The 23,761-nt window shown below is 51.7% G+C and carries 18 protein-coding genes; 11 read left to right on the top strand and 7 right to left on the bottom strand.

What is annotated here, in order from left to right; translation table 11 throughout:
- Window positions 1–233: 233 nt before the first annotated feature.
- From torD to torC, 3 genes are read right to left on the bottom strand one after another with little or no spacing between them, the layout of a single operon-like run.
- Window positions 234–866 (bottom strand): molecular chaperone TorD, encoded by a 633-nt coding sequence (gene torD, locus OGX86_RS11165; protein WP_284878593.1) that lies wholly within the window; start codon window positions 864–866, stop codon window positions 234–236.
- Complete coding sequence (gene torA, locus OGX86_RS11170; protein WP_286640051.1) at window positions 856–3,354, bottom strand: trimethylamine-N-oxide reductase TorA; 2,499 nt, start codon at window positions 3,352–3,354, stop codon at window positions 856–858. The genes torD and torA overlap by 11 nt, the downstream gene beginning before the upstream one ends.
- A gap of 9 nt (window positions 3,355–3,363) precedes the next feature.
- Window positions 3,364–4,497 (bottom strand): pentaheme c-type cytochrome TorC, encoded by a 1,134-nt coding sequence (gene torC / locus OGX86_RS11175; protein WP_048224633.1) that lies wholly within the window; start codon window positions 4,495–4,497, stop codon window positions 3,364–3,366.
- A gap of 164 nt (window positions 4,498–4,661) precedes the next feature.
- Between torC and pdxR the strand changes: the two genes are divergently transcribed.
- Window positions 4,662–6,134, top strand: a complete 1,473-nt coding sequence (gene pdxR / locus OGX86_RS11180) for a MocR-like pyridoxine biosynthesis transcription factor PdxR (protein ID WP_100272111.1) — start codon at window positions 4,662–4,664, stop codon at window positions 6,132–6,134.
- Window positions 6,135–6,179: 45 nt separating this feature from the next.
- Here pdxR and uxuA read toward each other — a convergent pair whose 3' ends face one another.
- Window positions 6,180–7,370: a mannonate dehydratase gene (uxuA, locus tag OGX86_RS11185; RefSeq protein WP_048215901.1), complete on the bottom strand. Its 1,191-nt coding sequence runs from the start codon at window positions 7,368–7,370 to the stop codon at window positions 6,180–6,182.
- Between the two features lie 202 nt (window positions 7,371–7,572).
- On the opposite strand from uxuA, the gene OGX86_RS11190 reads away from it, so the two are divergent.
- From OGX86_RS11190 to yejF, 9 genes are all read left to right on the top strand, one after another.
- A complete protein-coding gene (locus OGX86_RS11190; protein ID WP_286640053.1) occupies window positions 7,573–9,039 on the top strand; it encodes a mannitol dehydrogenase family protein in 1,467 nt (488 codons plus the stop codon).
- Between the two features lie 119 nt (window positions 9,040–9,158).
- Window positions 9,159–10,145 (top strand): CobW family GTP-binding protein, encoded by a 987-nt coding sequence (locus OGX86_RS11195; RefSeq protein WP_118262681.1) that lies wholly within the window; start codon window positions 9,159–9,161, stop codon window positions 10,143–10,145.
- Between the two features lie 33 nt (window positions 10,146–10,178).
- The gene (locus OGX86_RS11200; RefSeq protein ID WP_286640055.1) at window positions 10,179–10,892 is read left to right on the top strand and encodes a phosphatase PAP2 family protein; all 714 of its coding nucleotides are present in this window, start codon (window positions 10,179–10,181) and stop codon (window positions 10,890–10,892) included.
- 413 nt (window positions 10,893–11,305) lie between these two features.
- Complete coding sequence (gene mepS / locus OGX86_RS11205; RefSeq protein ID WP_003834567.1) at window positions 11,306–11,875, top strand: bifunctional murein DD-endopeptidase/murein LD-carboxypeptidase; 570 nt, start codon at window positions 11,306–11,308, stop codon at window positions 11,873–11,875.
- Between the two features lie 167 nt (window positions 11,876–12,042).
- Window positions 12,043–13,602 carry a cyclic di-GMP phosphodiesterase gene (locus OGX86_RS11210; protein WP_136392149.1) on the top strand — a complete coding sequence of 520 codons (1,560 nt, stop codon included), beginning with the start codon at window positions 12,043–12,045 and terminating at the stop codon, window positions 13,600–13,602.
- Between the two features lie 100 nt (window positions 13,603–13,702).
- Window positions 13,703–15,517: an extracellular solute-binding protein gene (locus OGX86_RS11215; protein ID WP_286640058.1), complete on the top strand. Its 1,815-nt coding sequence runs from the start codon at window positions 13,703–13,705 to the stop codon at window positions 15,515–15,517.
- On the top strand, window positions 15,518–16,612 hold the full coding sequence (locus tag OGX86_RS11220; protein WP_048224647.1) for a microcin C ABC transporter permease YejB: 1,095 nt from the start codon (window positions 15,518–15,520) through the stop codon (window positions 16,610–16,612).
- On the top strand, window positions 16,612–17,637 hold the full coding sequence (locus OGX86_RS11225) for an ABC transporter permease (protein WP_003834577.1): 1,026 nt from the start codon (window positions 16,612–16,614) through the stop codon (window positions 17,635–17,637). Before OGX86_RS11220 ends, OGX86_RS11225 begins: the two co-directional genes overlap by 1 nt.
- A gap of 1 nt (window position 17,638) precedes the next feature.
- Window positions 17,639–19,228, top strand: coding sequence for a microcin C ABC transporter ATP-binding protein YejF (gene yejF / locus OGX86_RS11230; protein ID WP_212025235.1), 1,590 nt, complete (start codon window positions 17,639–17,641; stop codon window positions 19,226–19,228).
- 3 nt (window positions 19,229–19,231) lie between these two features.
- On the opposite strand, the gene OGX86_RS11235 is transcribed toward yejF, so the two are convergent.
- The 3 genes from OGX86_RS11235 to rsuA all read right to left on the bottom strand — a co-directional run bounded on the left by OGX86_RS11235 (window position 19,232) and on the right by rsuA (window position 21,823).
- Window positions 19,232–19,576, bottom strand: coding sequence for a YejG family protein (locus tag OGX86_RS11235; RefSeq protein ID WP_085951589.1), 345 nt, complete (start codon window positions 19,574–19,576; stop codon window positions 19,232–19,234).
- Window positions 19,577–19,909: 333 nt separating this feature from the next.
- Window positions 19,910–21,100 carry a Bcr/CflA family multidrug efflux MFS transporter gene (locus OGX86_RS11240; protein WP_003834584.1) on the bottom strand — a complete coding sequence of 397 codons (1,191 nt, stop codon included), beginning with the start codon at window positions 21,098–21,100 and terminating at the stop codon, window positions 19,910–19,912.
- Between the two features lie 15 nt (window positions 21,101–21,115).
- Window positions 21,116–21,823, bottom strand: a complete 708-nt coding sequence (gene rsuA, locus OGX86_RS11245) for a 16S rRNA pseudouridine(516) synthase RsuA (RefSeq protein WP_008785291.1) — start codon at window positions 21,821–21,823, stop codon at window positions 21,116–21,118.
- A 151-nt stretch (window positions 21,824–21,974) separates the two neighbouring features.
- Between rsuA and radD the strand changes: the two genes are divergently transcribed.
- The gene (gene radD / locus OGX86_RS11250) at window positions 21,975–23,735 is read left to right on the top strand and encodes a DNA repair helicase RadD (RefSeq protein WP_008785292.1); all 1,761 of its coding nucleotides are present in this window, start codon (window positions 21,975–21,977) and stop codon (window positions 23,733–23,735) included.
- The last annotated feature ends 26 nt before the right edge of the window (window positions 23,736–23,761 follow it).

Consider the following 23,761-nt stretch of genomic DNA (forward strand, 5'->3'; position numbering starts at 1 on the left):
CGTTCACCTCAGCGGTGTCATTTCTCTGAAGCACCGATTCCCGTGAACGTGTAAAGGGCGTGGCGGAGAACGCCCTTTACACGTTCACGGGAATCCGTGTTTCAGAGAAACGATGAACATGAGGTGAACGGAACTCTATCTCCGAGATAGCATGTTCTTAACCTCCGCCAGTTTACTGAAACTGAGGCGCTAACTGACTGGCATTACAACGCAGGCTGTCCCTTTTTTCATTTTCAGCGCTGGCTGCTGAAATAAAAATCATCCATCAGCAACGACTCCAGATACTGTTCATCCTCTTGCATAAAACGCACTATCAGATTCACCGTCTGAGGATAAAACCCCTCGTTATCCCGCACCAGACAAGCATCGCGAAATAACGGTGCCCAGCACAGAATATGATGATGCAAAAAGTAATATTGCGCCGATAGCCTCTCCTCTTTAGCAACCATCCTCGCCATTAATGCCAACTGCACAGCAATATGATCGGAGGGTTCATTCTCTCGCGCTGCCAGACCTTGCTCAATCAGCAGCACATTCATTTGCCGACGTTCTTCTGCCGCTGTCGTGTGTGGATAGTGCCCTGCATAGGGAGAAACACTAGCAGGCGGGGCCAGCAGAAACAGCGAGGCAAAATCTGCTGCCAGCTCCAGCTGTCGGGAGTCGCGCCGCAAAACCCGGCCCAGGCTGCGCTCAAAACGTTTAACCTCGGCAGACACTCCAGGAACCGCCGCCAGTGAGGCAATCCAAGCCTGGCTATCGCCGTTTTCCAGACTGGCGAGCTGTTTTTCATCCAGCTCACGAAATAACAGTTGCGAAAACCACTGGTACACAGCTGCCCGCTGCTGATGAATTTGCTTATGCTGCACTGGTCCCCTCCTCTTTCACAATCTGCGGACCACCGAAAGCCGTCACCTGCGGGGCTTTCTGCTGATAACGCTCGACCTCCACCAGCACGGTATGCGCTGAAGGCCCCTGGGCCAGCTGTGAAGTACCGATATCCGCGCTCAGCACGTTCGGGTCGCCATAAGTGCATAATGTCCCGGCTTCCCCCCCTTCCTGCGGGGAGTACCATGCACCTTCATGAATACGGACCACGCCAGGGGAAAAATCCGGGCTGACAACTACGCCAGCCAGTACCTGACCACGAGCGTTGAAGACGCGGGCGATATCACCGGCTTTTAAGCCACGAGCGGTGGCATCCTGTTCACTGATATAAAGCGGCTCTCTTCCGGCAACCGCATAGGTGTTGCGAAACGCCTCGCTAGAGCACAGTTGGGAATGCAGACGTTTATCCGGATGGCAGGATTGCAGATGCAGCGGGTATTTATCTTTTTTGCCGCTATGGGTACGCTCAAAGGGTTCCATCCACACCGGATGCCCCGGACAATCCTCATAGGCAAAGCCCGCGATGGTTTTGCTGTAGATTTCAATCAGACCTGACGGCGTTCCCAGCGGATTCAGGTCTGGCTGGTCGCGAAACTCACCGTGACGTACCCACGGCAGCCCCGGCGGATATTCAATATATCCGTCCCCCTGCCAGAACGTTGTGAAATCCGGTAATGAGACACCGAGCGACGCTCCCATCTTCACGCCTTCGTCATAAAGCGCCTGTATCCACTGCATTTCATCACGGTTTTCACGGTACACCGCTTCCTTGTCAAAGCGCTTACACAGCCCGGCAAATACATCAAAATCATGTCGCGCTTCATATTGCGGTTTGACGATCTGATGCAACGCCATCAGCCCTTTATTCGAATGCGTACCGAACTGCTCAATATCGTTACGTTCAAAGCGGGTAGTAACGGGCAGGACGATATCGGCAAATCGGCACGACGCGGTCCATTGGTGATCCAACACCACCACGGTTTCCAGCTTCTTCCACGCGTCGATCACGCGATTCCTGTCCTGCTGCGCATGAAATGGATTCGCCGCGCTGTAGATCGCCATTTTGATGTCAGGCCAGGTTAACGTCTCGCCGTTAAAGGCAACCTTCTTGCCCGGCTCAAGCAGGCAGTCAACGATACGCGAAGTGGGGATATGCTCCGATGCGCCGCGAAAATCCGCGTTGTACTTTGCCTGCGGGGGATTCGTGATCCCTCCCAGTCCAGAAAGCACAGGCCCGGCGGATGTTACCGTACCGCCACCGTTGTAGTGCCAGCCAAATCCTACCCCGCCGCCGGGCAAACCAATTTGACCGACCATGCTGGCCAGCACCACCAGCATCCACGGATACTGCTCACCATGGTGCATGCGTTGTACGCACCAACCGCCCATAAACTGTGTCCGCCCTTTCACCAACAGGCGGGCGAAGTCTCGGATCTGCTCTGCCGTCAGGCCGCAGATTTCAGCCGCCCATTCGGCATTTTTCGGCTGTTTATCGGTTTCGCCCAGCAGATACGGCAAAAACTGCTCAAAGCCGACGGTGTAATCGGTAATAAACGCCGTGTCGTACAGTTTTTCTTCGTACAAGGTATGCACCAGCGCCAGCATTAACGCCACATCGGTTTGTGGCCGCAACGCCAACTGCTCGCAGCCAAGATAGTTTTGCGACTTGCTCCGCACCGGATCAACACTGATAACGCGCATCTTACCCTGCGCTATCGCCTCTTTAATCTGCTGCCAGTAGCCAAACGCATCGTGATCGGGAACCAAAAACTCGATCTGCAAGTTCTTGATCGGATCGCAGCCCCACAGCACGATGGTATTGCTGTTTTGAATCACCAGCGGAAGCGACGTCTGCTGCTCATAAACTTCCAGCGAACCAATCACATGCGGTAAAATGACCTGTGCCGCTGCCGCAGAATAGTCGCCGACGGTTGTCACATAGCTACCATGCAGGCCAAGTCCCCGATCCATCGCCCCGCCCGCTTTATGGTATTTGCCCACCATTTGCCAGTCGGCAAGCCCGGTAAATACGCCTGATGAGCCATAGGTTTTTTGCACCCGCTCCAGCTCTTCGTAAAACAGATCCAGCGCCTGATCCCAACTGACCCGAACAAAACGGTTATCTCCGCGCTGACTGCGATCTGACTTCTCACGCTTACGCAGCCAGTCCAGACGCACCATCGGGTAGCGTACCCGCGACGGGTTGTAGACCACTTCACGCACCGCGTTCAGCATATCGCAGGGGTATTTGTCATGTTTGAACGGACGGGTTTCGGTCCACTCACCGTTGACCACTTTGGCTTCAAAAGCGCCATAGTGCGAACCAGATTGGATCCACTGCTCGGGATTTTCCCCCGCCGCCCACACTTTTGATATCAGCGGATTAGGCGCCAGTGCGCTGGCAGCCCCCACCGCCAGCATTCCGTTGAGAAAACGGCGGCGGGACGGATTAAAGTCATGAATATCCATACATTATCCTTACTTTTTGTTGGTTTCGGACACATCGCTGGCGTGGGTCTGGAGGTATTTCAACAACGTACGTTCCTCCACCGGATTAAGCCGGTAATAGGTCGACATGGCTTTCAGTCCGGCGATCCAGCCGTTAGCGGTATATCGGGTTGTAGGAGGAGTGCTATGACAGGCACTACAGGTGGATTGCAGCATTTGATCTGAGTATTCCCAGATTGGCGCAAGCGTGTTGATAAAGTCCTGATCGGTGGTCCAGGCGGTGACGCTCACATGCTGCCATTCCTGATGTGAGTCAGGATCGACCTGGGTTTGTAGCACTTTTACGTTCGCCATCAGGGGCTCATCGAGAACGGCGGAGAAAACGCGTTTCCCCATATACTGAGTGATCACCCGTCCACGCCCTTTGCTTTCTCGCCAGCCCGTGATTTCGAGCTGCACGTTACTGCCTTCTTTTTTCAGCACCTTGACCTCGGTAGCAGGAAATAACAGCGCCTTCCCGACCGGACTCCCTGCCGTTGCCGCCAGTGATTTTTCGCTTAATGAAAACAGTGTGGTCGCATCCGTTGGCGTATCTCCTTGACGCTGTAGCTGCTTATAGCGATCGCGAAAACCGCTGCTCATATCGGGTTTGTGATGGGCTATTCCTTTGTGACAATCGATACAGTTACTGTCTTTTGCTGCCGCTGCGGTCATTTGCGCAGCCGCGTTTGCCGATTGCTTGCCATGATCCATTGCCTCATAGCTATGGCAGGATTTACACGCCGCTGAATTATTCGCGCTCATGCGTGCCCACTCCCGCTGAGCCAGCTCCGGGCGTTTGGCAGCAAACTTTTCAGGAGTATCGATAGAAGGAGAAATAAAGGTGTGATAGAGGTCGTTTAAGGCTTCAGTTTTACGAACAAGCGTTGGAACAACGCCCGGGGGAATATGACAATCCTTACACTCAGCCCGCACGCCAGATGCGTTACGAAAATGCACGCTGGTTTTATATTCCTCTCCAGCCGTGCGCATCGAGTGACACGATAAACAAAATTCGGTGGTACTGGTGTAATGAACGCCTTGCCACGTTCCCCAAATAGCCAGGGCCATTGCCACCGCCCCAGCCAATACGCACCACAATGCGTTCTTTCTTATCCACGACATGCTTGCCTCCATTTTTTAATAGCGACACGCTAAGGGATAATAAAAATCAAAAATAGAGACAGCGATAGCAAGCTATAGGAACAGCTGCTACTCCATGAGGTGTATCAAATAGTAAAAACGAGAAATTCGTAATATAGTGGCCATATATTAATAAGGAATTCCTCATGCTTACATTAACGCTCAATAGAGAACTCCGCACTCCGCTGCAATTGCAAATTTTCCAATTTTATTTCCAGGCTATTCAGCGGGGAGATTTGCTTTGTGGCGATAAGCTTCCCTCTATTCGCGAGCAGGCTCAGGTATTGAACGTAGCCAAAATAACGGTAGTGATGGCCTATGATAAGCTTATGGCAGCAGGGTTAATCAAGAGCCGACACGGCATTGGCTATGAAGTGATATTCACCACGCCTGTACGTATAACACCAACGCATGTGCCCGTTACCCAGGGTTCTCCGCCGACAAAACCTAAAGCTGCCGGAGTCTCAACCGATGTTTACGCCGAGCCTGGACGAGAGTGCTACTGTCGGATGGGCGTCCCCGATCCCAACGCTTTTCCCTGGTCAAGCTGGCGGAAATGGAATAATGCTCCAAGCATACTTAAAGAACAATTATTTACCCGATACCATTCACCAAGTGGATTATTTTCACTGCGTGAGCAATTGGTCAGATACCTTAATTTATCCCGCGGAATTAATACCCGAGCAGAGAACATCATCATTACCAACGGGATTCAGGAAGGATTATCACTGCTCAGCCAAATATTTATTATTCATCATGCTGTCAGTCAGCAAAAAAAGTGCCATATTGTGACGGAATCCCCTTGTTATTCTGGCGCATGGCATCTTTTTAATTATTACGGTGCAGACATTACGTCAATTGCCGTAGATAACCACGGACTGCAAACAGATAATTTACCCGAGTATGAAACCCAGCTTTGTTATGTTACTCCAGCGCATCAGTATCCGATGGGAAGCGTGCTTTCACTGGAGCGCCGTCAGTCATTATTAACGTGGGCGCAACGCGTCGGCGCTTACATCATTGAAGATGATTACGATGCCGTTTTTACCTATGGGGAAAATCCCCTTCCCGCGCTGAAAGCCATGGATTATCACAACCGGGTTATCTACATGGGGACATTTTCTAAAACGCTGGGGCCAGGCGCACGGCTTGGCTATCTTATTTGCCCTGATGAATTGCTTCCGGCGGTACAGAATATGAAAGCGCTCAATAACAACGGCAGTCAGTGGTTGTTGCAGCAATTTTTGGCCGAACTGATGCAAAACCAGGTGTTCTATACGCATATCAGCAAGCTGGCCTGCAGCTATGCGACACGCCTCACCCTGTTACGCGATGGCCTTTCCACTCTGTTTCCCGAAGGGAAAATCGCTGGCGCAACGGCAGGTCTGCACCTCTCGTTACGCATTGACAGACACGCAGAATTCATCACCAGGTTGCAACAATGCTGCCTGTTGGCCGGGATCCGTTTCGACACTCTGCCGGATATAGAAAATGGATCAGAAGCCGCATGGCGCAAAGACAACAGCGATGCCGTTATGTTTTTTGGATTTGGTGGATTGCAGATACAGCAGATCAATAAAGTGCTGACAGTGCTGGAGCAGGCGCTCGCGCAGCCTTGATGAAAAACAGGGATCGCGCTTGTCGCGCAATCCCTGTTGTTAGACTTACAGTAGATCGCGGAACTGCGTTTGTTTCAGCGCCAGCTCAACGCCACGGACTTCTGCCAGGCCTTTCAGGCGACCAATCGCAGAGTAGCCCGGGTTGGTTTTCTTGTGCAGATCGTCAAGCATCTGGTGTCCATGATCCGGACGCATCGGGATAGGACGCAGGTCGCCCGCTTTTTTACGCCGCTGCTCTTCGCTCAAAATGGCAGCCACCACCGATACCATATCCACATCGCCCTGCAGGTGCGCACCTTCATGGAAGGTTTTCGGGTTATCTTCACGACAGGTTGAGCGCAGGTGCGTGAAGTGGATTCGATCGCCAAAGGTTTCGATCATTTTCACCAGATCGTTATCAGCGCGCACGCCGTAAGAACCGGTGCACATGGTGAAACCATTATTAATGCTATCGACCGTTTCTTTCAGCCATTGCATATCTTCAATAGTCGAAACAATACGCGGCAGGCCGAGGATCGGGCGCGGCGGATCGTCAGGATGCACGGCCAGACGTACGCCGACTTCTTCTGCCACTGGCACAATCGCCCGCAGGAATACCGCCATATTATCGCGCAGATCGTCCTTGCTGATGCCGTCGTATTCAGCGAGACGCGCACGGAACTGATCCAGCGTATAGCCCTCTTCTGCACCAGGCAGACCAGCAATGATATTGCGGGTCAGCTTTTCAATTTCTGCATCGCTCATGGCATTGAAGTAGTCCAGCGCCTGGCGTTGTTCTTCGGCGGTATAATCCGCTTCAGCTCCCGGGCGTTGCAGAATGTGAAGTTCGAAGGCCGCAAAAGCAATCTGGTCAAAACGCAGCGCTTTGGAACCATCCGGCAGCTGATATTCGAGGTCGGTACGCGTCCAGTCGAGGATCGGCATGAAGTTATAGCACACCGTATCGATACCACAGGTCGCCAGATTACGGATACTCTGCTGATAGTTGGCAATCCACGTTTGATATTGACCTGAACGCGTTTTGATATCTTCGTGGACAGGGATACTTTCCACTACCGACCAGGTCAGCCCTTTTTCAGCCAGAATGGCCTGACGCTGCTGAATTTCTTCTACCGGCCACACTTCACCGTTAGGAATATGGTGCAAGGCGGTCACAACACCCGTTGCGCCAGCCTGACGCACATCATCAAGCGATACCGGATCGTTAGGTCCGTACCAACGCCAGGTTTGTTCCATTGTTTCACCTCACAAGTTGTTATACCAAATTAAATCATCTTAATGACGACTACCATACAGGCATCCGTCAACTGATCAACACATTGCCGATGATTGGTTGATCAAGCTCACATTCCCCGGATAAATGAGGCACACCAATTCAATTTGTTGTCATATAACTTTATACTGCCATTGTTAATTTATGGTTAATCAGGTGTATTAAATGAAAACTATTGCCTCAGCGCCACTGGCGGAAAATGTCATGATGCCGCAATACGACCGCCAGCAATTAAAAACGCGGATTGTGCATTTTGGTTTCGGTGCTTTTCACCGCGCCCATCAGGCGTTACTAACCGACAGGGTGCTGAATGCGCAGGGTGGAGACTGGGGTATTTGTGAGATCAGTCTGTTCAGCGGCGATCGACTGATGAGCCAACTGCGCGAACAGGATCATTTATTTACCGTGCTGGAAAAAGGGGCCAACGGCAACCAGCCAATTGTTATCGGTGCCGTCAACGAATGTCTCAACGCCAGGCTGGATTCGCTGGCGGCCATTATCGAAAAATTCTGCGAACCTCAGGTGGTTATTGTCTCGCTAACCATCACAGAAAAAGGCTACTGCATCGATCCGGCGACAGGCTCGCTAGACCTCAGTAATCCACGTATTGCTCACGATCTGCAAACACCGACTGAACCGCACTCTGCCCCCGGAATTATTGTTGAAGCCCTACACCGTCGACGTGAACGCGGGCTACAGCCGTTTACCGTCCTCTCTTGCGATAACATCCCGGACAATGGTCATGTGGTAAAAAACGCCGTCCTTGGAATGGCGGAGAAACGTTCACCGGAACTGGCAACCTGGATTCAGGAGCATGTCAGTTTCCCTGGCACCATGGTCGACCGCATTGTCCCTGCCGCCACTGAAGAGTCACTGGCCGAAATTGCCCGCGAGCTGGGGGTTGCCGATCCTTGCGCAATCAGCTGCGAACCGTTTATCCAGTGGGTGATTGAAGATAATTTTGTGTGTGGCCGCCCACAATGGGAAACGGCGGGCGTCCAGATGGTCGAAAATGTGTTGCCGTGGGAACAAATGAAACTGCGGATGCTGAACGGCAGTCATTCGTTTCTCGCTTATCTCGGCTATCTGGCCGGGTTCCAGCACATCAGCGACTGTATGCAGGACAGCGCATTTCGTGAAGCCGCTTACCGCCTGATGCTCAACGAACAGGCACCTACGCTGCAAATTACCGATGTGGATTTAGACCAGTATGCCCTAAGCCTGTTGGAGCGTTTTGCCAACCCAGCGTTGAAACATAAAACCTGGCAAATCGCGATGGACGGTAGCCAGAAATTACCCCAGCGCATGTTGGAAGGGATCCGCGTACATTTAGCCCGCCAAAGTGAGTGGCCACTGCTGGCGCTCGGCGTCGCAGGCTGGATGCGTTATGTGAGCGGCGTGGATGATTCAGGCACCGCTATTGATGTTCGTGACCCGTTGAGTGAAAAAATTGCCGCTCTGGTTAAACAGAGCACAGAGTCAGAACGCGTCAACGCCCTGCTTTCGCTGCGCGAGATTTTCGCTACCGATCTCGTACAGAATCCGCAGTTTGTCGCGGCCATTCAGCAGGCCTGGCAACGCATTGCCCAATACGGTGCGCATCAGGCTGTCATTGAGACGTTAAAAAGTTAACGATTTCTGCCATTAAGCAGGACGAAGCGCCTCTTCGTCCTCTCACCCCTTCTCTTTTTCCCCGTTTTTCGCCAGGATTGTTAAATGCCATTACGGTAATTTATGATTCTGGAGTAAATGTGACTAAAACCAATCTCATCACCGGTTTTCTCGGCAGTGGCAAAACCACCTCTATTCTTCATTTGTTGGCAAACAAAGACCCTGCTGAGAAGTGGGCCGTGCTGGTTAATGAGTTTGGCGAAGTTGGCATTGATGGCGCGTTGCTGGCCGACAGCGGTGCGCTGCTAAAAGAGATCCCTGGCGGCTGTATGTGCTGTGTTAACGGTCTGCCAATGCAGGTTGGCCTCAATACGCTGCTGCGTCAGGGGAAACCCGACCGCCTGCTGATTGAACCCACCGGCCTCGGGCATCCCAAACAGATTCTGGATTTACTCACCGCACCGGTTTATGAGCCGTGGATCGATCTGCGCGCAACCCTTTGTATCCTTGATCCTCGCCTGTTACTGGATGAGAAAAGCGTCGCCAATGACAATTTCCGCGATCAGCTGGCCGCCGCTGATATCATTGTTGCCAACAAAACCGACCGTGCCACGACGGAAAGCGAAAACGCCCTGCAAAGCTGGTGGCAACACTACGGCGGTAATCGACAGTTGGTTCATGCCGACCATGGGCAAATTGACGGACAGCTACTGGATTTGCCCCGACTAAACCTGGCGGAGCTTCCTGTAAGCGCGGAGCACGCCCATAGCCATGCCAACAAAAAGGGGCTGGCAGCGTTGAGCTTACCCGCACAGCAGCGCTGGCGTCGTAGCCTGAACAGCGGTCAGGGCCATCAGGCCTGCGGTTGGATTTTTGACGCCGATACGGTGTTCGATACCATCGGTCTGCTGGAATGGTCGCGTCTTGCCCCGGTTGGGCGCGTGAAGGGGGTAATGCGTATTAAAGAAGGACTGGTACGCATTAACCGCCAGGGAGACGACTGGCATATAGAGACGCAAAACGTCGCACCACCGGATAGCCGTATTGAACTCATCGCCGATACCGAGACTGACTGGAATGCGTTACAGAGCGCGTTGTTGAGACTTCGTTTAGACGCTAGCGCGTAAGGTTGCCTTCGTTTTTAGCAATGGTAAACGACGATGAAAACCCGATACCCTTTAATCCTCCTGCTTAATATTGCTGGTCTGGCACTGTTTCTGTCCTGGTATATTCCAGCCGGGCATGGGTTCTGGTCTTCACTCGATACGGGCGTTTTCCGCTTCTTTAATCATAAACTGGCGGAAAGCCCACTGTTCTTATGGGTTGTTGCTATCACCAATAATCGGGCATTTGATGGCTGCTCATTGCTGGCTATGGGCGCATTGATGCTGCACTTTTGGCTCAAAGAGACGTCGGAAGGTCGCCGACGCATTGTGGCAATTGGTTTGGTTATGCTGCTCACTGCAGTGGTATTAAACCAGCTGGGCCAAGCGCTTATTCCCGTTAAACGCGCCAGTCCCACGCTTATGCTGGATAATATTTATCGCGTCAGCGAACTGCTGCATATTCCGACCAAAGATGCGTCGAAAGACAGTTTTCCTGGCGATCACGGCATGATGCTGCTTATTTTTTCCGCATTCATGCTGCGTTATTTCGGAAAAGTCGCAGGAATAATCGGCCTTATTATTGCTGTGGTTTTTGCCTTCCCGCGCGTAATGATTGGCGCCCACTGGCTCACCGATATCGTGGTTGGTTCCATGACGGTGGTCTTGATTGGCCTTCCCTGGTGGCTAATGACGCCATTAAGCGACCGATTAGTCACTCTGTTCGTGAATTATCTACCCGGCAAAAACAAACAATTTTTAAACAAATAACGCAGAGTAATTAACATCATCAGGGATACTTCTGATTCCCTGATGATGCCGGGCAATATTTCATCATTCTGATTGTCATTCTCCTGTCATCTTATTCATGTTTAAAATGAGTGGGTTGCGTATTTTTTACCCTGATTGTTCTTAATTTAGACAATGCCGTTTATTCACTTTCTGTATCAATTTTTCTTATAAGAAATCACGTAAAATCACTCGCATTGACCGGAACGATCGGGTAATCTCGAACTCGTTTTGCCTCGCGGGATAATTATTCCCTTTCAGAATAAATTTGTGCGTTCTGCCACAGATTTGACCTTAAGGAATTGTCTCATCGTGCGATGGTAATTAGTCTCGTCACGTTTGGCATTTTTTATAACGATATTTATCGTTAAGGACTTCAAGGGAAAACAAACAAAATGGTCAAATCTCAACCGATTTTGAGATATATCTTGCGGGGCATACCCGCGATAGCAGTTGCGGTTCTGCTTTCTGCATGTAGCACAACGAACACCGCCAAGAATATGCATTCTGAGACGCATGCTGTGGGCAATGGAGATAACTCTTCACTGCAAGCCTCTCAGGATGAATTTGAAAATATGGTACGTAATATCGATGTTAAATCACGTATTATGGACCAGTATGCTGACTGGAAAGGCGTGCGTTACCGCCTTGGCGGCAGCACCAAAAAAGGTATTGATTGCTCAAGCTTCGTGCAGCGTACATTCCGCGAGCAATTTGGTTTAGAGCTTCCGCGCTCAACCTATGAACAACAGGAAACGGGAAAATCCGTTTCGCGCACTAATCTGCGCACAGGCGATCTGGTTCTGTTCCGTGCTGGTTCTACTGGCCGTCACGTCGGTATTTATATCGGTAACAACCAGTTTGTACATGCCTCGACCAGCAGTGGCGTTATCATTTCCAGCATGAACGAGCCTTACTGGAAAAAACGTTACAACGAAGCTCGCCGGGTTCTGAGCCGCAGTTAGTTTCGTTTGGCAGCTATCCCTTGGCTATCCTGATGAGACATTCCAAAAGCACTGCTTCGGCGGTGCTTTTTTGTTTCCCCCTGCGACTAAGAAAAATCTCACAACATGAGTCATTTCAGGTTATATTCATACAGAGTAAGCGGTTAAATCAGGTAAAATAAGGATCTATGTTCAGACGCTCTTCTTCATCCGGTCGGAAAATCCTGCTTTCCTGTATGTTAACGGGGCTTATCGTCGCAATACTCGTGAGTACCCTGCAGTTTTTCGTCACCTGGCATAAACGAGAAGTTAAGTACGACACGCTCCTTGCCGATATCCAGAATTACGTCAGCAGCTACTTTACCGACCTCAAAACCACCACCGATGCCCTTCAGCCGCTGGTTGCCAACAGTTGCCAACAAGTTGGCGCTAAACTGACCTCCAGTGCAGCCTTTAGCCTGAACGTTCGCGCTTTCTTACTGGTAAAAGACGGTATCGCTTTCTGCTCTTCCGCAACAGGTTCCATGTTCACTCCGATTTTAGATTTGATCCCGAACCTCGATATCAGCAGAAATATTGATGTGGAATTACTTCCCGGTACGCCCATGATGCCGGACAAACCAGCGATCATGATTTGGCACCGAAACGCGTCGTTCAACGATAGCGGCGTATTTACCTCACTGAATATCAATCTGGCACCTTATCTGCTCTATACCGCCCGGCAGGATGATTTTGACGGTATTGCGATTATCGTCGGTAATACCGCAATTTCGACATTCTCATCGCGAATCATCGATGTTTCCGCTCTTCCTCATACCTCCTGGCGGCAGGCCACTCTTGAAGGGATCCCGCTTAAAATTCGCTTATACGCACAAGAGTGGAGCTATACCGACGTCTGGTATTCTATTTTGTTGGGATGTATGGCCGGGATTATTGCCGCCCTTCTCCTCTGGTACTACATCTACAGCATCCGTTTACGCCCAGGCAAAGATATCCTCAACGCCATCAAGCATAACCAGTTTTATGTGGTGTACCAGCCCGTCGTAGAGATGCAAACGCTGGAAGTGAAAGGCGTCGAGGTTCTGTTACGTTGGAATCACCCAACAACGGGCGAGATCCCACCGGATGCCTTTATTCATTACGCTGAATCACAGAAAATGATTGTCCCGCTGACTCAGCATCTCTTTAAGTTGATCGCCCAGGATGCCCCGGCGCTGCAAAAAGTGTTACCCGCTGGCGCAAAATTGGGGATCAATATCGCGCCATCGCATCTGCATGGCGAGACATTTAAAGACGACATCCGGCACCTGCACGCTTCACTTCCCGCAAACTATTTTCAGTTAGTGCTGGAAATCACTGAACGAGATATGCTCAATCAGCACGAGGCCACAAAGCTATTTGAATGGCTACATTCCGCAGGTTTTGAAATTGCGATTGATGATTTTGGCACCGGCCATAGCGCGCTTATTTATCTGGAACGCTTTACCGTTGACTACCTGAAAATCGATCGCGGATTTATTAACGCCATCGGGACGGAAACCCTGACCTCTCCGGTTCTGGACGCCGTGTTGACACTTTCTAAACGTCTTAATATGCTGACGGTTGCGGAAGGGGTAGAAACTCCTGAGCAAGCCCGTTGGCTGCGCGATCGTGGGGTGCATTTTTTCCAGGGATACTGGATTAGCCGACCATTAAAGCTTGCTGATTTTGTGCGTTGGATGGCACAGCCTAATAAGCCGACGTGGTGATCGCAGTATGCGATTCATATACTCTCACTCGCCGCTACATCCCTTATCTTTCAGGCATGATGCCCGTCGGGTTGTGGCAGGAAAAGGAAATCGCTTTTATATGATCCCTCGCGTACTGCTTCTGTTTATTACCCTCATCGGGTTTAGCGCCCAGGCGCAATCCATCAAAGAAAGCTATGCTTTTGCCGTACTGGGTGAACCGAAGTACGCATTTAACTTTAATCACTTCGATTATGTGAATCCCGCAGCCCCTAAAGGGGGTCAAATCACCCTGTCCGCCATTGGCACATTTGACAACTTTAACCGCTACGCGATGCGCGGTAACCCCGGTGCACGTACCGAAACGCTTTACGATACGTTGTTTACGACCTCTGACGATGAACCTGGTAGCTATTACCCGCTCATTGCCGACAGCGCGCGCTACGCTGACGACTATTCCTGGGTAGAAATTGCCATTAATCCACGAGCGCGTTTTCACGATGGCTCACCCATTACCGCCCGCGACGTCGCATTCACCTTCCACAAATTTATGACTGAAGGCGTGCCGCAGTTTCGTCTGGTCTACAAGGGAACAACGGTAAAAGCCATCGCGCCATTAACCGTACGCATTGAATTAGCCAAACCGGGTAAAGAGGACATGCTCAGCCTGTTTTCATTACCCGTAATGCCAGAGAAGTACTGGAAAGATCATAAGCTCAGCGATCCCTTATCATCGCCACCGCTCGCCAGCGGCCCTTATCGCATTACGAAATGGAAGATGGGCCAGTATATTGTCTATTCGCGCGTCAAAGATTATTGGGCCGCTAATCTGCCCGTCAATCGTGGACGCTGGAACTTTGATACCATCCGCTACGACTACTATCTGGATGATAACGTCGCCTTTGAAGCGTTTAAGGCCGGTGCGTTTGATCTGCGTCTTGAAAATGATGCCAAAAACTGGGCGACGCGTTATACCGGGAAAAATTTCGCGAATCACTACATCATCAAAGATGAACAAAAGAACGAATCCGCGCAGGATACCCGCTGGCTGGCATTTAATATTCAGCGTCCGGTATTCAGCGACCGACGGGTACGGGAAGCCATCACGCTGGCCTTTGATTTTGAATGGATGAATAAAGCGCTGTTCTATAATGCCTGGAGCCGGACCAACAGCTATTTTCAGAATACCGAATATGCCGCGACAAAATACCCCGACGCTGATGAACTGGTGATACTCGCGCCCTTGAAAAAAGATCTCCCCCCTGAGGTCTTTAGCCAAATCTATCAGCCGCCAAAATCAAAAGGCGATGGCTACGATCGCGACAACCTGTTGAAAGCCGATACCTTACTGGAGCAGGCCGGGTGGGCACTAAAGGGTCAGCAGCGCGTAAACAGCGCCAGCGGTAAACCTCTGAGCTTTGAACTGTTGCTCCCGGCGGGCAGCAACAGTCAATGGGTGCTGCCGTTCCAGCACAACCTGCAGCGCTTAGGTATTACCATGAATATCCGCCAGGTGGATAACTCACAAATCACGAACCGCCTGCGCAGTCGCGACTATGACATGATGCCGAGGTTGTATCGCGCGATGCCGTGGCCGAGTTCGGACCTGCAAATTCTGTGGGCCTCTCAATATATTGATTCCAGCTACAACGCCCCCGGCGTACAAAGCCCGGTGATTGATAAACTGATCGACCAAATCATCGCGGCGCAAGGTGATAAAGCCAAATTGATCCCACTGGGCCGGGCACTGGACAGGGTATTAACCTGGAACTACTACATGTTGCCAATGTGGTACATGGCCGAGGATCGTATCGCCTGGTGGGATAAATTTTCACATCCTGCTATTCGCCCAATTTACACCATCGGCCTCGATAACTGGTGGTATGACGTCAACAAATCGGCGAAGCTACCCGCAGCCAGACGGCAGGGAGAGTAAATGGGCGCTTATCTGATTCGACGTCTACTGCTGGTGATCCCAACGCTTTGGGCCATCATCACCATCAACTTTTTTATCGTGCAAATTGCCCCAGGCGGCCCGGTTGAACAGGCCGTCGCCGCCATTGAGTTCGGGCAAAGCGGGGCATTACCCGGCGCGGGTAGCGAAGGCGTTCGCGCCAGCCACGCGCAAACCGGCGTGGGTAACATCAGCGACAGTAATTATCGAGGTGGCCGGGGTCTGGACCCGGAAGTGATCGCCGAAATCACTCGCCGCTATGGGTTCGATAAGCCCATTCATGAGCGTTACTTCAAAATGCTCTGGGATTACATTCGTTTCGATTTCGGTGACAGCCTGTTTCGTAGCGCCTCGGTGCTGACGCTTATCAAAGACAGCCTGCCTGTTTCCATCACGCTGGGGCTGTGGAGTACGCTCATCATCTACATGGTGTCGATACCGCTTGGGATCCGCAAGGCGGTGCATAACGGCAGCCGGTTTGATGTCTGGAGCAGCGCATTTATTATTATCGGCTATGCCATCCCGGCATTTCTGTTTGCGATTTTGCTGATCGTCTTTTTTGCCGGGGGAAGCTATTACGATCTGTTCCCGCTACGCGGGCTGGTTTCCGCCAATTTTGACTCCCTGCCCTGGTATCAGAAAGTAACCGACTACCTTTGGCATATTACCCTGCCGGTGCTGGCGACGGTGGTTGGTGGGTTTGCCGCACTGACTATGCTGACCAAGAACTCATTTCTGGATGAGGTGCGCAAACAATATGTCGTCACCGCACGCGCTAAAGGGGTCAGCGAGAAAAATATTCTGTGGAAACATGTGTTTCGCAATGCCATGTTGCTGGTGATCGCCGGCTTCCCGGCAACGTTTATCAGCATGTTTTTTACCGGCTCACTGCTGATTGAAGTGATGTTCTCACTTAACGGCCTGGGATTGCTGGGTTATGAATCCACCGTATCACGCGACTACCCGGTAATGTTTGGCACGCTTTATATCTTCACCCTGATCGGTCTGCTGCTGAATATCCTCAGCGACATCAGCTATACGCTGGTCGATCCTCGTATTGATTTTGAGGGACGCTAATGTCGCGATTAAGCCCCGTCAATCAGGCCCGCTGGGCGCGCTTTCGCCACAATCGTCGCGGCTACTGGTCGCTGTGGATTTTTCTGGTGCTGTTCGGTCTTAGCCTGTGTTCAGAACTGATTGCCAATGATAAGCCGCTACTGGTGCGCTACGACAATAGCTGGTATTTCCCCCTGTTCAAAAACTACAGTGAAAGCGACTTCGGCGGACCGCTGGCGACTCAGGCTGATTATCAGGACCCGTGGCTACAACAGCGCCTGGAAAACCAGGGCTGGATCCTGTGGGCACCAATACGCTTTGGGGCCACCAGCATTAACTTTGCCACCGATAAGCCCTTCCCTTCCCCGCCTTCCGCACAAAACTGGCTGGGAACAGACGCCAACGGCGGTGATGTACTGGCGCGCATCCTCTACGGCACACGTATTTCTGTCTTGTTTGGTCTAATGCTCACCCTCTGTTCGAGCGTGATGGGCATTATGGCTGGCGCAATTCAGGGCTATTATGGCGGCAAGGTGGACCTGTGGGGGCAACGATTCATTGAAGTTTGGTCAGGAATGCCAACGCTGTTTCTCATCATCCTATTGTCGAGCGTGGTCCAGCCTAACTTCTGGTGGCTGCTGGGCATTACCGTACTGTTTGGCTGGATGAGTCTGGTTGGCGTGGTGCGCGCGGAATTTTTACGTACCCGAAACTTTGATTACATTCGAGCCGCTCAAGCGCTAGGCGTAAGCGATCGCAGTATTATTCTGCGTCATATGCTGCCCAACGCGATGGTCGCGGCCCTGACTTTTTTACCGTTTATTTTATGCGCCTCGATAACCACCCTGACCTCACTGGATTTTCTTGGGTTCGGTTTACCGCTTGGCTCGCCATCACTGGGAGAACTCCTGTTGCAGGGTAAAAACAACCTGCAGGCACCGTGGCTTGGCATCACCGCGTTCATCTCCGTTGCCCTGCTACTATCGCTACTGATCTTTATTGGTGAAGCGGTACGCGATGCGTTTGATCCCAACAAGGCGATTTAAAATGACACAACCTCTGTTAGCCATTGAAAATTTATCGGTAGGTTTTCGTCAACAAGAGACCGTGCGCACCGTAGTCAATGCCCTCTCACTACGGGTTGATGCCGGACAAACGCTAGCGCTGGTGGGCGAGTCTGGCTCGGGGAAAAGCGTGACCGCGCTTTCTATCCTACGGTTGTTACCGTCCCCTCCGGTAGTTTACCCTTCCGGGGACATCCGTTTTCATGGTGAATCATTACTTCACGCCAACGAGCAGACGCTTCGCGGCGTACGGGGGAATAAAATCGCCATGATTTTCCAGGAGCCGATGGTGTCACTGAACCCGCTCCACAATCTGGAAAAACAGCTTTATGAAGTGCTGTCGCTGCATAGGGGAATGCGTCGGGAGGCGGCGCGGGCAGAAATCCTGACCTGCCTGGATCGCGTAGGCATCCGTCAGGCAGCCAAACGTCTCGCAGATTACCCGCACCAACTGTCCGGCGGTGAACGCCAGCGCGTGATGATCGCCATGGCACTGCTGACACGACCTGAGCTGCTTATTGCCGATGAACCGACTACCGCGCTGGACGTTTCCGTCCAGGCACAGATCCTGCAACTGCTGAGGGAACTACAGCACGAACTGAACATGGGATTACTGTTCATCACCCACAACCTGAGCATTGTGAAAAAGCTTGCCGATACCGTGGCGGTCATGCAAAACGGCCAGTGCGTTGAGCAAAATAGAGCAGCACAGTTGCTCACTGCGCCAACGCATCCCTACACGAAGAAATTGTTAAACAGCGAACCTTCCGGCGACCCGGTACCTTTACCTGTCGGGCAAGCTCCGTTGCTGGAAGTGGAAAAACTCCGCGTCGCCTTTCCTATCCGCAAAGGTATCCTGAAACGCGTGGTGGACCACAACGTCGTCGTTAACGACGTCAGTTTTTCCCTCCGGCCCGGTGAAACGCTGGGGCTGGTGGGAGAGTCAGGCTCAGGAAAAAGCACCACCGGGCTGGCGCTTCTGCGGTTAATCACCTCGCAGGGAAGCATTGTGTTCGATGGGCTGGCACTGCATACCTTAAATCGACGCCAGCTGTTGCCGGTCCGTCACCGTATTCAGGTGGTATTTCAGGATCCCAACTCCTCGCTGAACCCACGCCTGAGCGTGCTACAGATTATCGAGGAGGGGTTGCGCGTTCATCAGCCTACCCTGTCAGCCGAACAACGCGAGGCACAGGTGAAAGCGGTAATGGCGGAAGTGGGATTGGATAGCGAAACGCGACATCGTTATCCTGCGGAGTTTTCTGGCGGACAACGCCAACGCATTGCTATTGCCAGAGCATTGATTCTCAAACCTTCCCTGATCATTCTGGATGAACCAACATCGTCGCTCGACAGGACCGTACAGGCGCAAATCCTGACGTTGTTAAAATCCTTACAGGAAAAGCATCGGCTGGCTTATATTTTTATCAGCCATGATTTGCACGTAGTACGCGCATTATGCCATCAGGTTATTGTGCTACGTCAGGGAGAGGTCGTGGAGCAAGGGCAATGCGAGCACGTCTTTAACGCACCACAGCAGGCCTATACGCGTCAGCTGCTCGCGCTAAGCTGACGCTCAAAAAGGATTGTTGTTTGAAAACGGTTCTGCGATAGCCACGCCGAAGTTTTTCAGTCTGCAGGTCGCGGCAAATTCGTCCTGACGATTCACAAACAGGCACGGCTCTCCTTCACATTCCAGTACGGAACAAGGAACCTCGATATCACTGAGGGCCTGGCTGAGCTTATGCATGACTGACCACGCGCTGTCACCATCAGGACTGAGCAATTTGAGTGCCACCAGGCTGTTCTCATTACTCTGACCGTTTTGCGGAATCGGTTCAACTTTCGAACCTGCGAAACCCACCGACCAACGATAGCTCTGCGGCAGACGATGAACGATTGAGAGTTGTAATGTCATCACTTTCTTTCCCTGGAAGCACAATCACTTCACAATTATTTTACATCAATATTAACACATCATTGACAATACGTCTTTAGACAGTTGGTAAACGTTTACATCCAGTACTTATGCTGCTTACAGAACCCAGTAATTAAATTTATTCAACGGTTCTGGCATATTTCCGGGCTATATGTACTAGTTTCTGCGATCTAACTCAACCTTTTTAACTACAATGATGTGACTTTTTACATAAATTGATTTTACATAAAATAAACATAAGCGGGGGAAATGATAGATTTGCGGTTGATGTACATCAACTCTGGAGACCTTATGGCCCCCAGGTTGTGTAATAGATCACCGTTTTTGAGCGCGACTGGCGTAAAGATAGAAGAGAATTGAGCAGGTAGCGCAAAATGCGATCGACCATATCATTGGCCAGGCCGAGTTAAAGGTCGCCAGAGACAACAGGGCCCCGACAATGGCGCCAATGCCAAAGCGGAATGTCCCAGCCAGCGATGACGCCGTTCCCGCCATATGCGGAAATTCATCCAGAATAACCGCCATGGCGTTTGATGACACCATCGATACACAGCCAACAAACGCCGCAACGCCCACGACCAGAGCCCAGAACCCCAGCCCAAACAGTGCGCTAAAGACCATCCATCCCGCCATCACGAACTGGATCCACAGACCGGTACGGAACATATTCAATGCCCCAACCCGACGCACAAAGCGGCTGTTGATGATAGTCATCACGAACAGGAATACGATGTTCAATGCGAAGTAATAACCGAAATGCTGCGGTGAAACGTGGTTGATCTCAATGTAAACAAAGGGTCCGGCGCTCAGAAACGAGAACATCCCGGCAAAGCTGAACCCACTGGCCAGCATATAGCTCAGCACTCGTTTATGACGAAACAGCGAGGCAAAGTTGCCAATAGTGGTACGCAGGCGAAACGGCTGGCGACGCTCTACAGGCAGGGTCTCTTTGATCAGCGTAAAGATCATCACCGACGCCAGAACAGCCGCCATGGCGAGGATCCAAAAGATATAGTGCCAGCTCAGCCATACCAGCACCCAACCACCCACGATAGGTGCCAGTAATGGCGCTATCGTGGTGACCAACATGACGAATGACATCATGCGCGAGAACTCTTCCTTTGGATAGATATCGCGCATCAGGGCGTTGATTACCACGCTCGCCGCCGCAGCAGCCAGACCGTGGAAGAAACGCATCACGATCAGTTGATCGATAGTTTGCGCCAGGGCGCAGGCCACTGCCGCCGCCGCAAACACCAGCGTTCCGCCCAGAATCACCGGCTTGCGCCCAATGCTGTCAGCCATTGGGCCATAGAGCAACTGCCCCACTGCAAACCCCAGAATATAGGTACTGAGGGTCATCTGCGCGCTACCCGCAGGCACACCAAACTGTTCTGAGATAACAGGTAGCGCCGGAAGATACATATCAATCGACAACGGCATTAGCATGGCTAACAAGCCAAGGATAAAGACTATGGCAATTGACGAGTTCTGCCGGGTGGTCACATTTAGCTCCTGAAATTAACGCGGGGTTAAGTTAACGCTGGCGATTTCTTCTTCGGTCAATGGACGGTATTCACCCGGCTCCAGATCGTCATCAAGCCTGATGTCACCAATTCGTTCACGGTGCAGTTCCACAACGTGGTTACCCACCGCGGCAAACATACGTTTTACTTGATGATAACGCCCTTCGCTGATGGTCAATCGCACCTGAGTTGGCGTAATGACCTCCAGAACAGCCGGTTTGGTCAGGTCTTTCTCATTATGCAACTGTACGCCATGGGCAAACTGCTCGGCGGTATCGTCTGCCACTGGCGACTCCAGCGTCACCAGATAGGTTTTCTCGCAATGGTGACGAGGAGAGGTGATACGATGTGACCACTGTCCGTCATCGGTCATCAGTACCAGTCCGGTGGTGTCGATATCCAGACGCCCTGCCGCATGCAATTTGTAGGCAACCGGTTCATCAAGGAAATAGAGCACCGTCGGATGATCCGGGTCATCCGTTGAGCAAACATAACCCTGAGGCTTATTCAGCATAAAATAGCGCGGGCCATTTTGTTGAACCAGGGAATTACCGTCATATTCGACGTCGTGTTCTGGTAGCAGCTTAAAGGCACTGTTTTTAACGATTTCACCGTCGACGGTAACGCGGTTAGCACGGATCTCACGCCCGGCAATAGCGCGGCTGACGCCGAGTTGCTGAGCGATAAATTTATCAAGTCGCATGAGTGTGATTTTTGCCTGTAAAAATACGAGAAGCGGGTTTACGCCCGAAAAGTGGGACTATTATCCGCCCAGTATAGCGGTGTTACACCATCCCTCAAGGGAAATGATTCATGGCATACTATACATTGTTGCTGTTTACCTTAATGAGCTCATGATTTTTACTCTTCGCCCGTACCAAAAAGAAGCCGTGGACGCCACGCTCAACCATTTTCGCCACCACCGCACCCCGGCGGTTATCGTCCTGCCAACCGGCGCGGGCAAAAGTCTGGTGATTGCTGAACTGGCCCGCGTGGCACGTGGTCGCGTACTGGTACTGGCGCACGTCAAAGAACTGGTCGCACAAAACCATGCCAAATATTGTGCGCTGGGGCTTGAAGCCGATATTTTTGCCGCAGGCCTGAAGCGTAAAGAGAGCCACGGGAAAGTAGTCTTTGGCAGCGTACAGTCGGTAGCGCGAAATCTGGAGGCCTTTCAGGGTGAATTCTCACTGCTGATCGTCGATGAATGCCACCGTATTGGCGATGATGAAGAGAGTCAGTATCAGCAAATCCTCACTCACCTGACTAAAGTAAATCCCCACTTACGTCTGCTCGGGCTTACCGCCACACCTTTTCGTTTGGGCAAGGGCTGGATTTATCATTTTCATTATCATGGTATGGTGCGCGGCGATGAAAAAGCGCTGTTTCGCGACTGCATTTATGAATTACCACTGCGCTACATGATTAAACACGGCTACCTGACGCCGCCAGAACGCCTCGACATGCCGGTCGTGCAGTATGACTTTAGTCGCCTGCAGGCGCAGAGTAACGGCCTGTTTAGCGAAGCAGATCTGAATCAGGAGCTGAAAAAGCAGCAGCGAATAACGCCACATATCATCAGCCAGATTATCGAGTTTGCCCAAACCCGCAAAGGGGTGATGATTTTCGCCGCCACCGTTGAGCACGCCAAAGAAATTCAGGGCCTGCTGCCCGCTGACGACGCCGCGCTAATCACTGGAGATACGCCAGGCGCTGAGCGCGACGTGCTGATTGAAGAGTTCAAAGCCCAGCGTTTTCGCTATCTGGTGAATGTATCGGTCCTGACCACCGGCTTCGATGCCCCGCACGTCGACCTTATCGCCATTCTGCGCCCAACAGAGTCTGTTAGCCTTTACCAACAAATTGTTGGTCGTGGGTTGCGCCTTGCACCGGGTAAAACCGACTGTCTGATCCTCGATTACGCCGGCAACCCGCACGATCTGTACGCACCGGAAGTGGGTGCTCCGAAAGGGAAAAGCGACAACGTTCCGGTACAGGTGTTCTGTCCTGCCTGCGGATTTGCAAACACCTTCTGGGGCAAAACCACGGCAGACGGCACGCTGATTGAACATTTTGGCCGCCGCTGCCAGGGATGGTTTGAAGATGATGACGGCCATCGCGAACAGTGCGATTTTCGTTTCCGTTTTAAAAACTGCCCACAGTGCAACGCGGAAAATGACATCGCCGCCCGCCGTTGTCGCGAGTGCGACACGGTGCTGGTTGACCCGGATGACATGCTGAAAGCCGCGCTCAGGCTCAAAGATGCGCTGGTCCTGCGCTGTAGCGGTATGGTGTTACAAAACGGGCAGGATGATAAAGGCGAATGGCTGAAAATCACCTATTACGATGAAGACGGCGCTGACGTCAGCGAACGCTTTCGCCTGCACACTCCCGCGCAGCGTACGGCCTTCGAACAACTGTTTATTCGCCCGCACACCCGAACACCCGGTATACCCTTACGCTGGATAACCGCCGCCGATATCCTCAATCAGCAGGCGTTGTTACGGCATCCTGATTTCGTGGTGGCGCGTATGAAAGGTCAGTACTGGCAGGTCCGTGAAAAGGTCTTCGATTATGAAGGTCGCTTTCGTCGGGCACATGAATTACGCGGTTAATCGTACTTTTGATTGATGTACCAGCC

Origin of the sequence: Citrobacter sp. Cpo040, from assembly GCF_030332915.1 — a bacterium.
GTDB classification, from domain to species: Bacteria; Pseudomonadota; Gammaproteobacteria; order Enterobacterales; family Enterobacteriaceae; genus Citrobacter; species Citrobacter portucalensis.

Coding starts and splice junctions, on each gene's coding strand:
- OGX86_RS11225 (WP_003834577.1), top strand. CDS start 16,612: ATGTCGCGATTAAGCCCCGTCAATCAGGCCCGCTGGGCGCGCTTTCGC.
- OGX86_RS11210 (WP_136392149.1), top strand. CDS start 12,043: ATGTTCAGACGCTCTTCTTCATCCGGTCGGAAAATCCTGCTTTCCTGT.
- radD (WP_008785292.1), top strand. CDS start 21,975: ATGATTTTTACTCTTCGCCCGTACCAAAAAGAAGCCGTGGACGCCACG.
- OGX86_RS11200 (WP_286640055.1), top strand. CDS start 10,179: ATGAAAACCCGATACCCTTTAATCCTCCTGCTTAATATTGCTGGTCTG.
- yejF (WP_212025235.1), top strand. CDS start 17,639: ATGACACAACCTCTGTTAGCCATTGAAAATTTATCGGTAGGTTTTCGT.
- pdxR (WP_100272111.1), top strand. CDS start 4,662: ATGCTTACATTAACGCTCAATAGAGAACTCCGCACTCCGCTGCAATTG.
- torA (WP_286640051.1), bottom strand. CDS start 3,354: ATGGATATTCATGACTTTAATCCGTCCCGCCGCCGTTTTCTCAACGGA.
- torC (WP_048224633.1), bottom strand. CDS start 4,497: ATGTCGTGGATAAGAAAGAACGCATTGTGGTGCGTATTGGCTGGGGCG.
- OGX86_RS11215 (WP_286640058.1), top strand. CDS start 13,703: ATGATCCCTCGCGTACTGCTTCTGTTTATTACCCTCATCGGGTTTAGC.
- OGX86_RS11220 (WP_048224647.1), top strand. CDS start 15,518: ATGGGCGCTTATCTGATTCGACGTCTACTGCTGGTGATCCCAACGCTT.
- uxuA (WP_048215901.1), bottom strand. CDS start 7,370: ATGGAACAAACCTGGCGTTGGTACGGACCTAACGATCCGGTATCGCTT.
- OGX86_RS11190 (WP_286640053.1), top strand. CDS start 7,573: ATGAAAACTATTGCCTCAGCGCCACTGGCGGAAAATGTCATGATGCCG.
- rsuA (WP_008785291.1), bottom strand. CDS start 21,823: ATGCGACTTGATAAATTTATCGCTCAGCAACTCGGCGTCAGCCGCGCT.
- mepS (WP_003834567.1), top strand. CDS start 11,306: ATGGTCAAATCTCAACCGATTTTGAGATATATCTTGCGGGGCATACCC.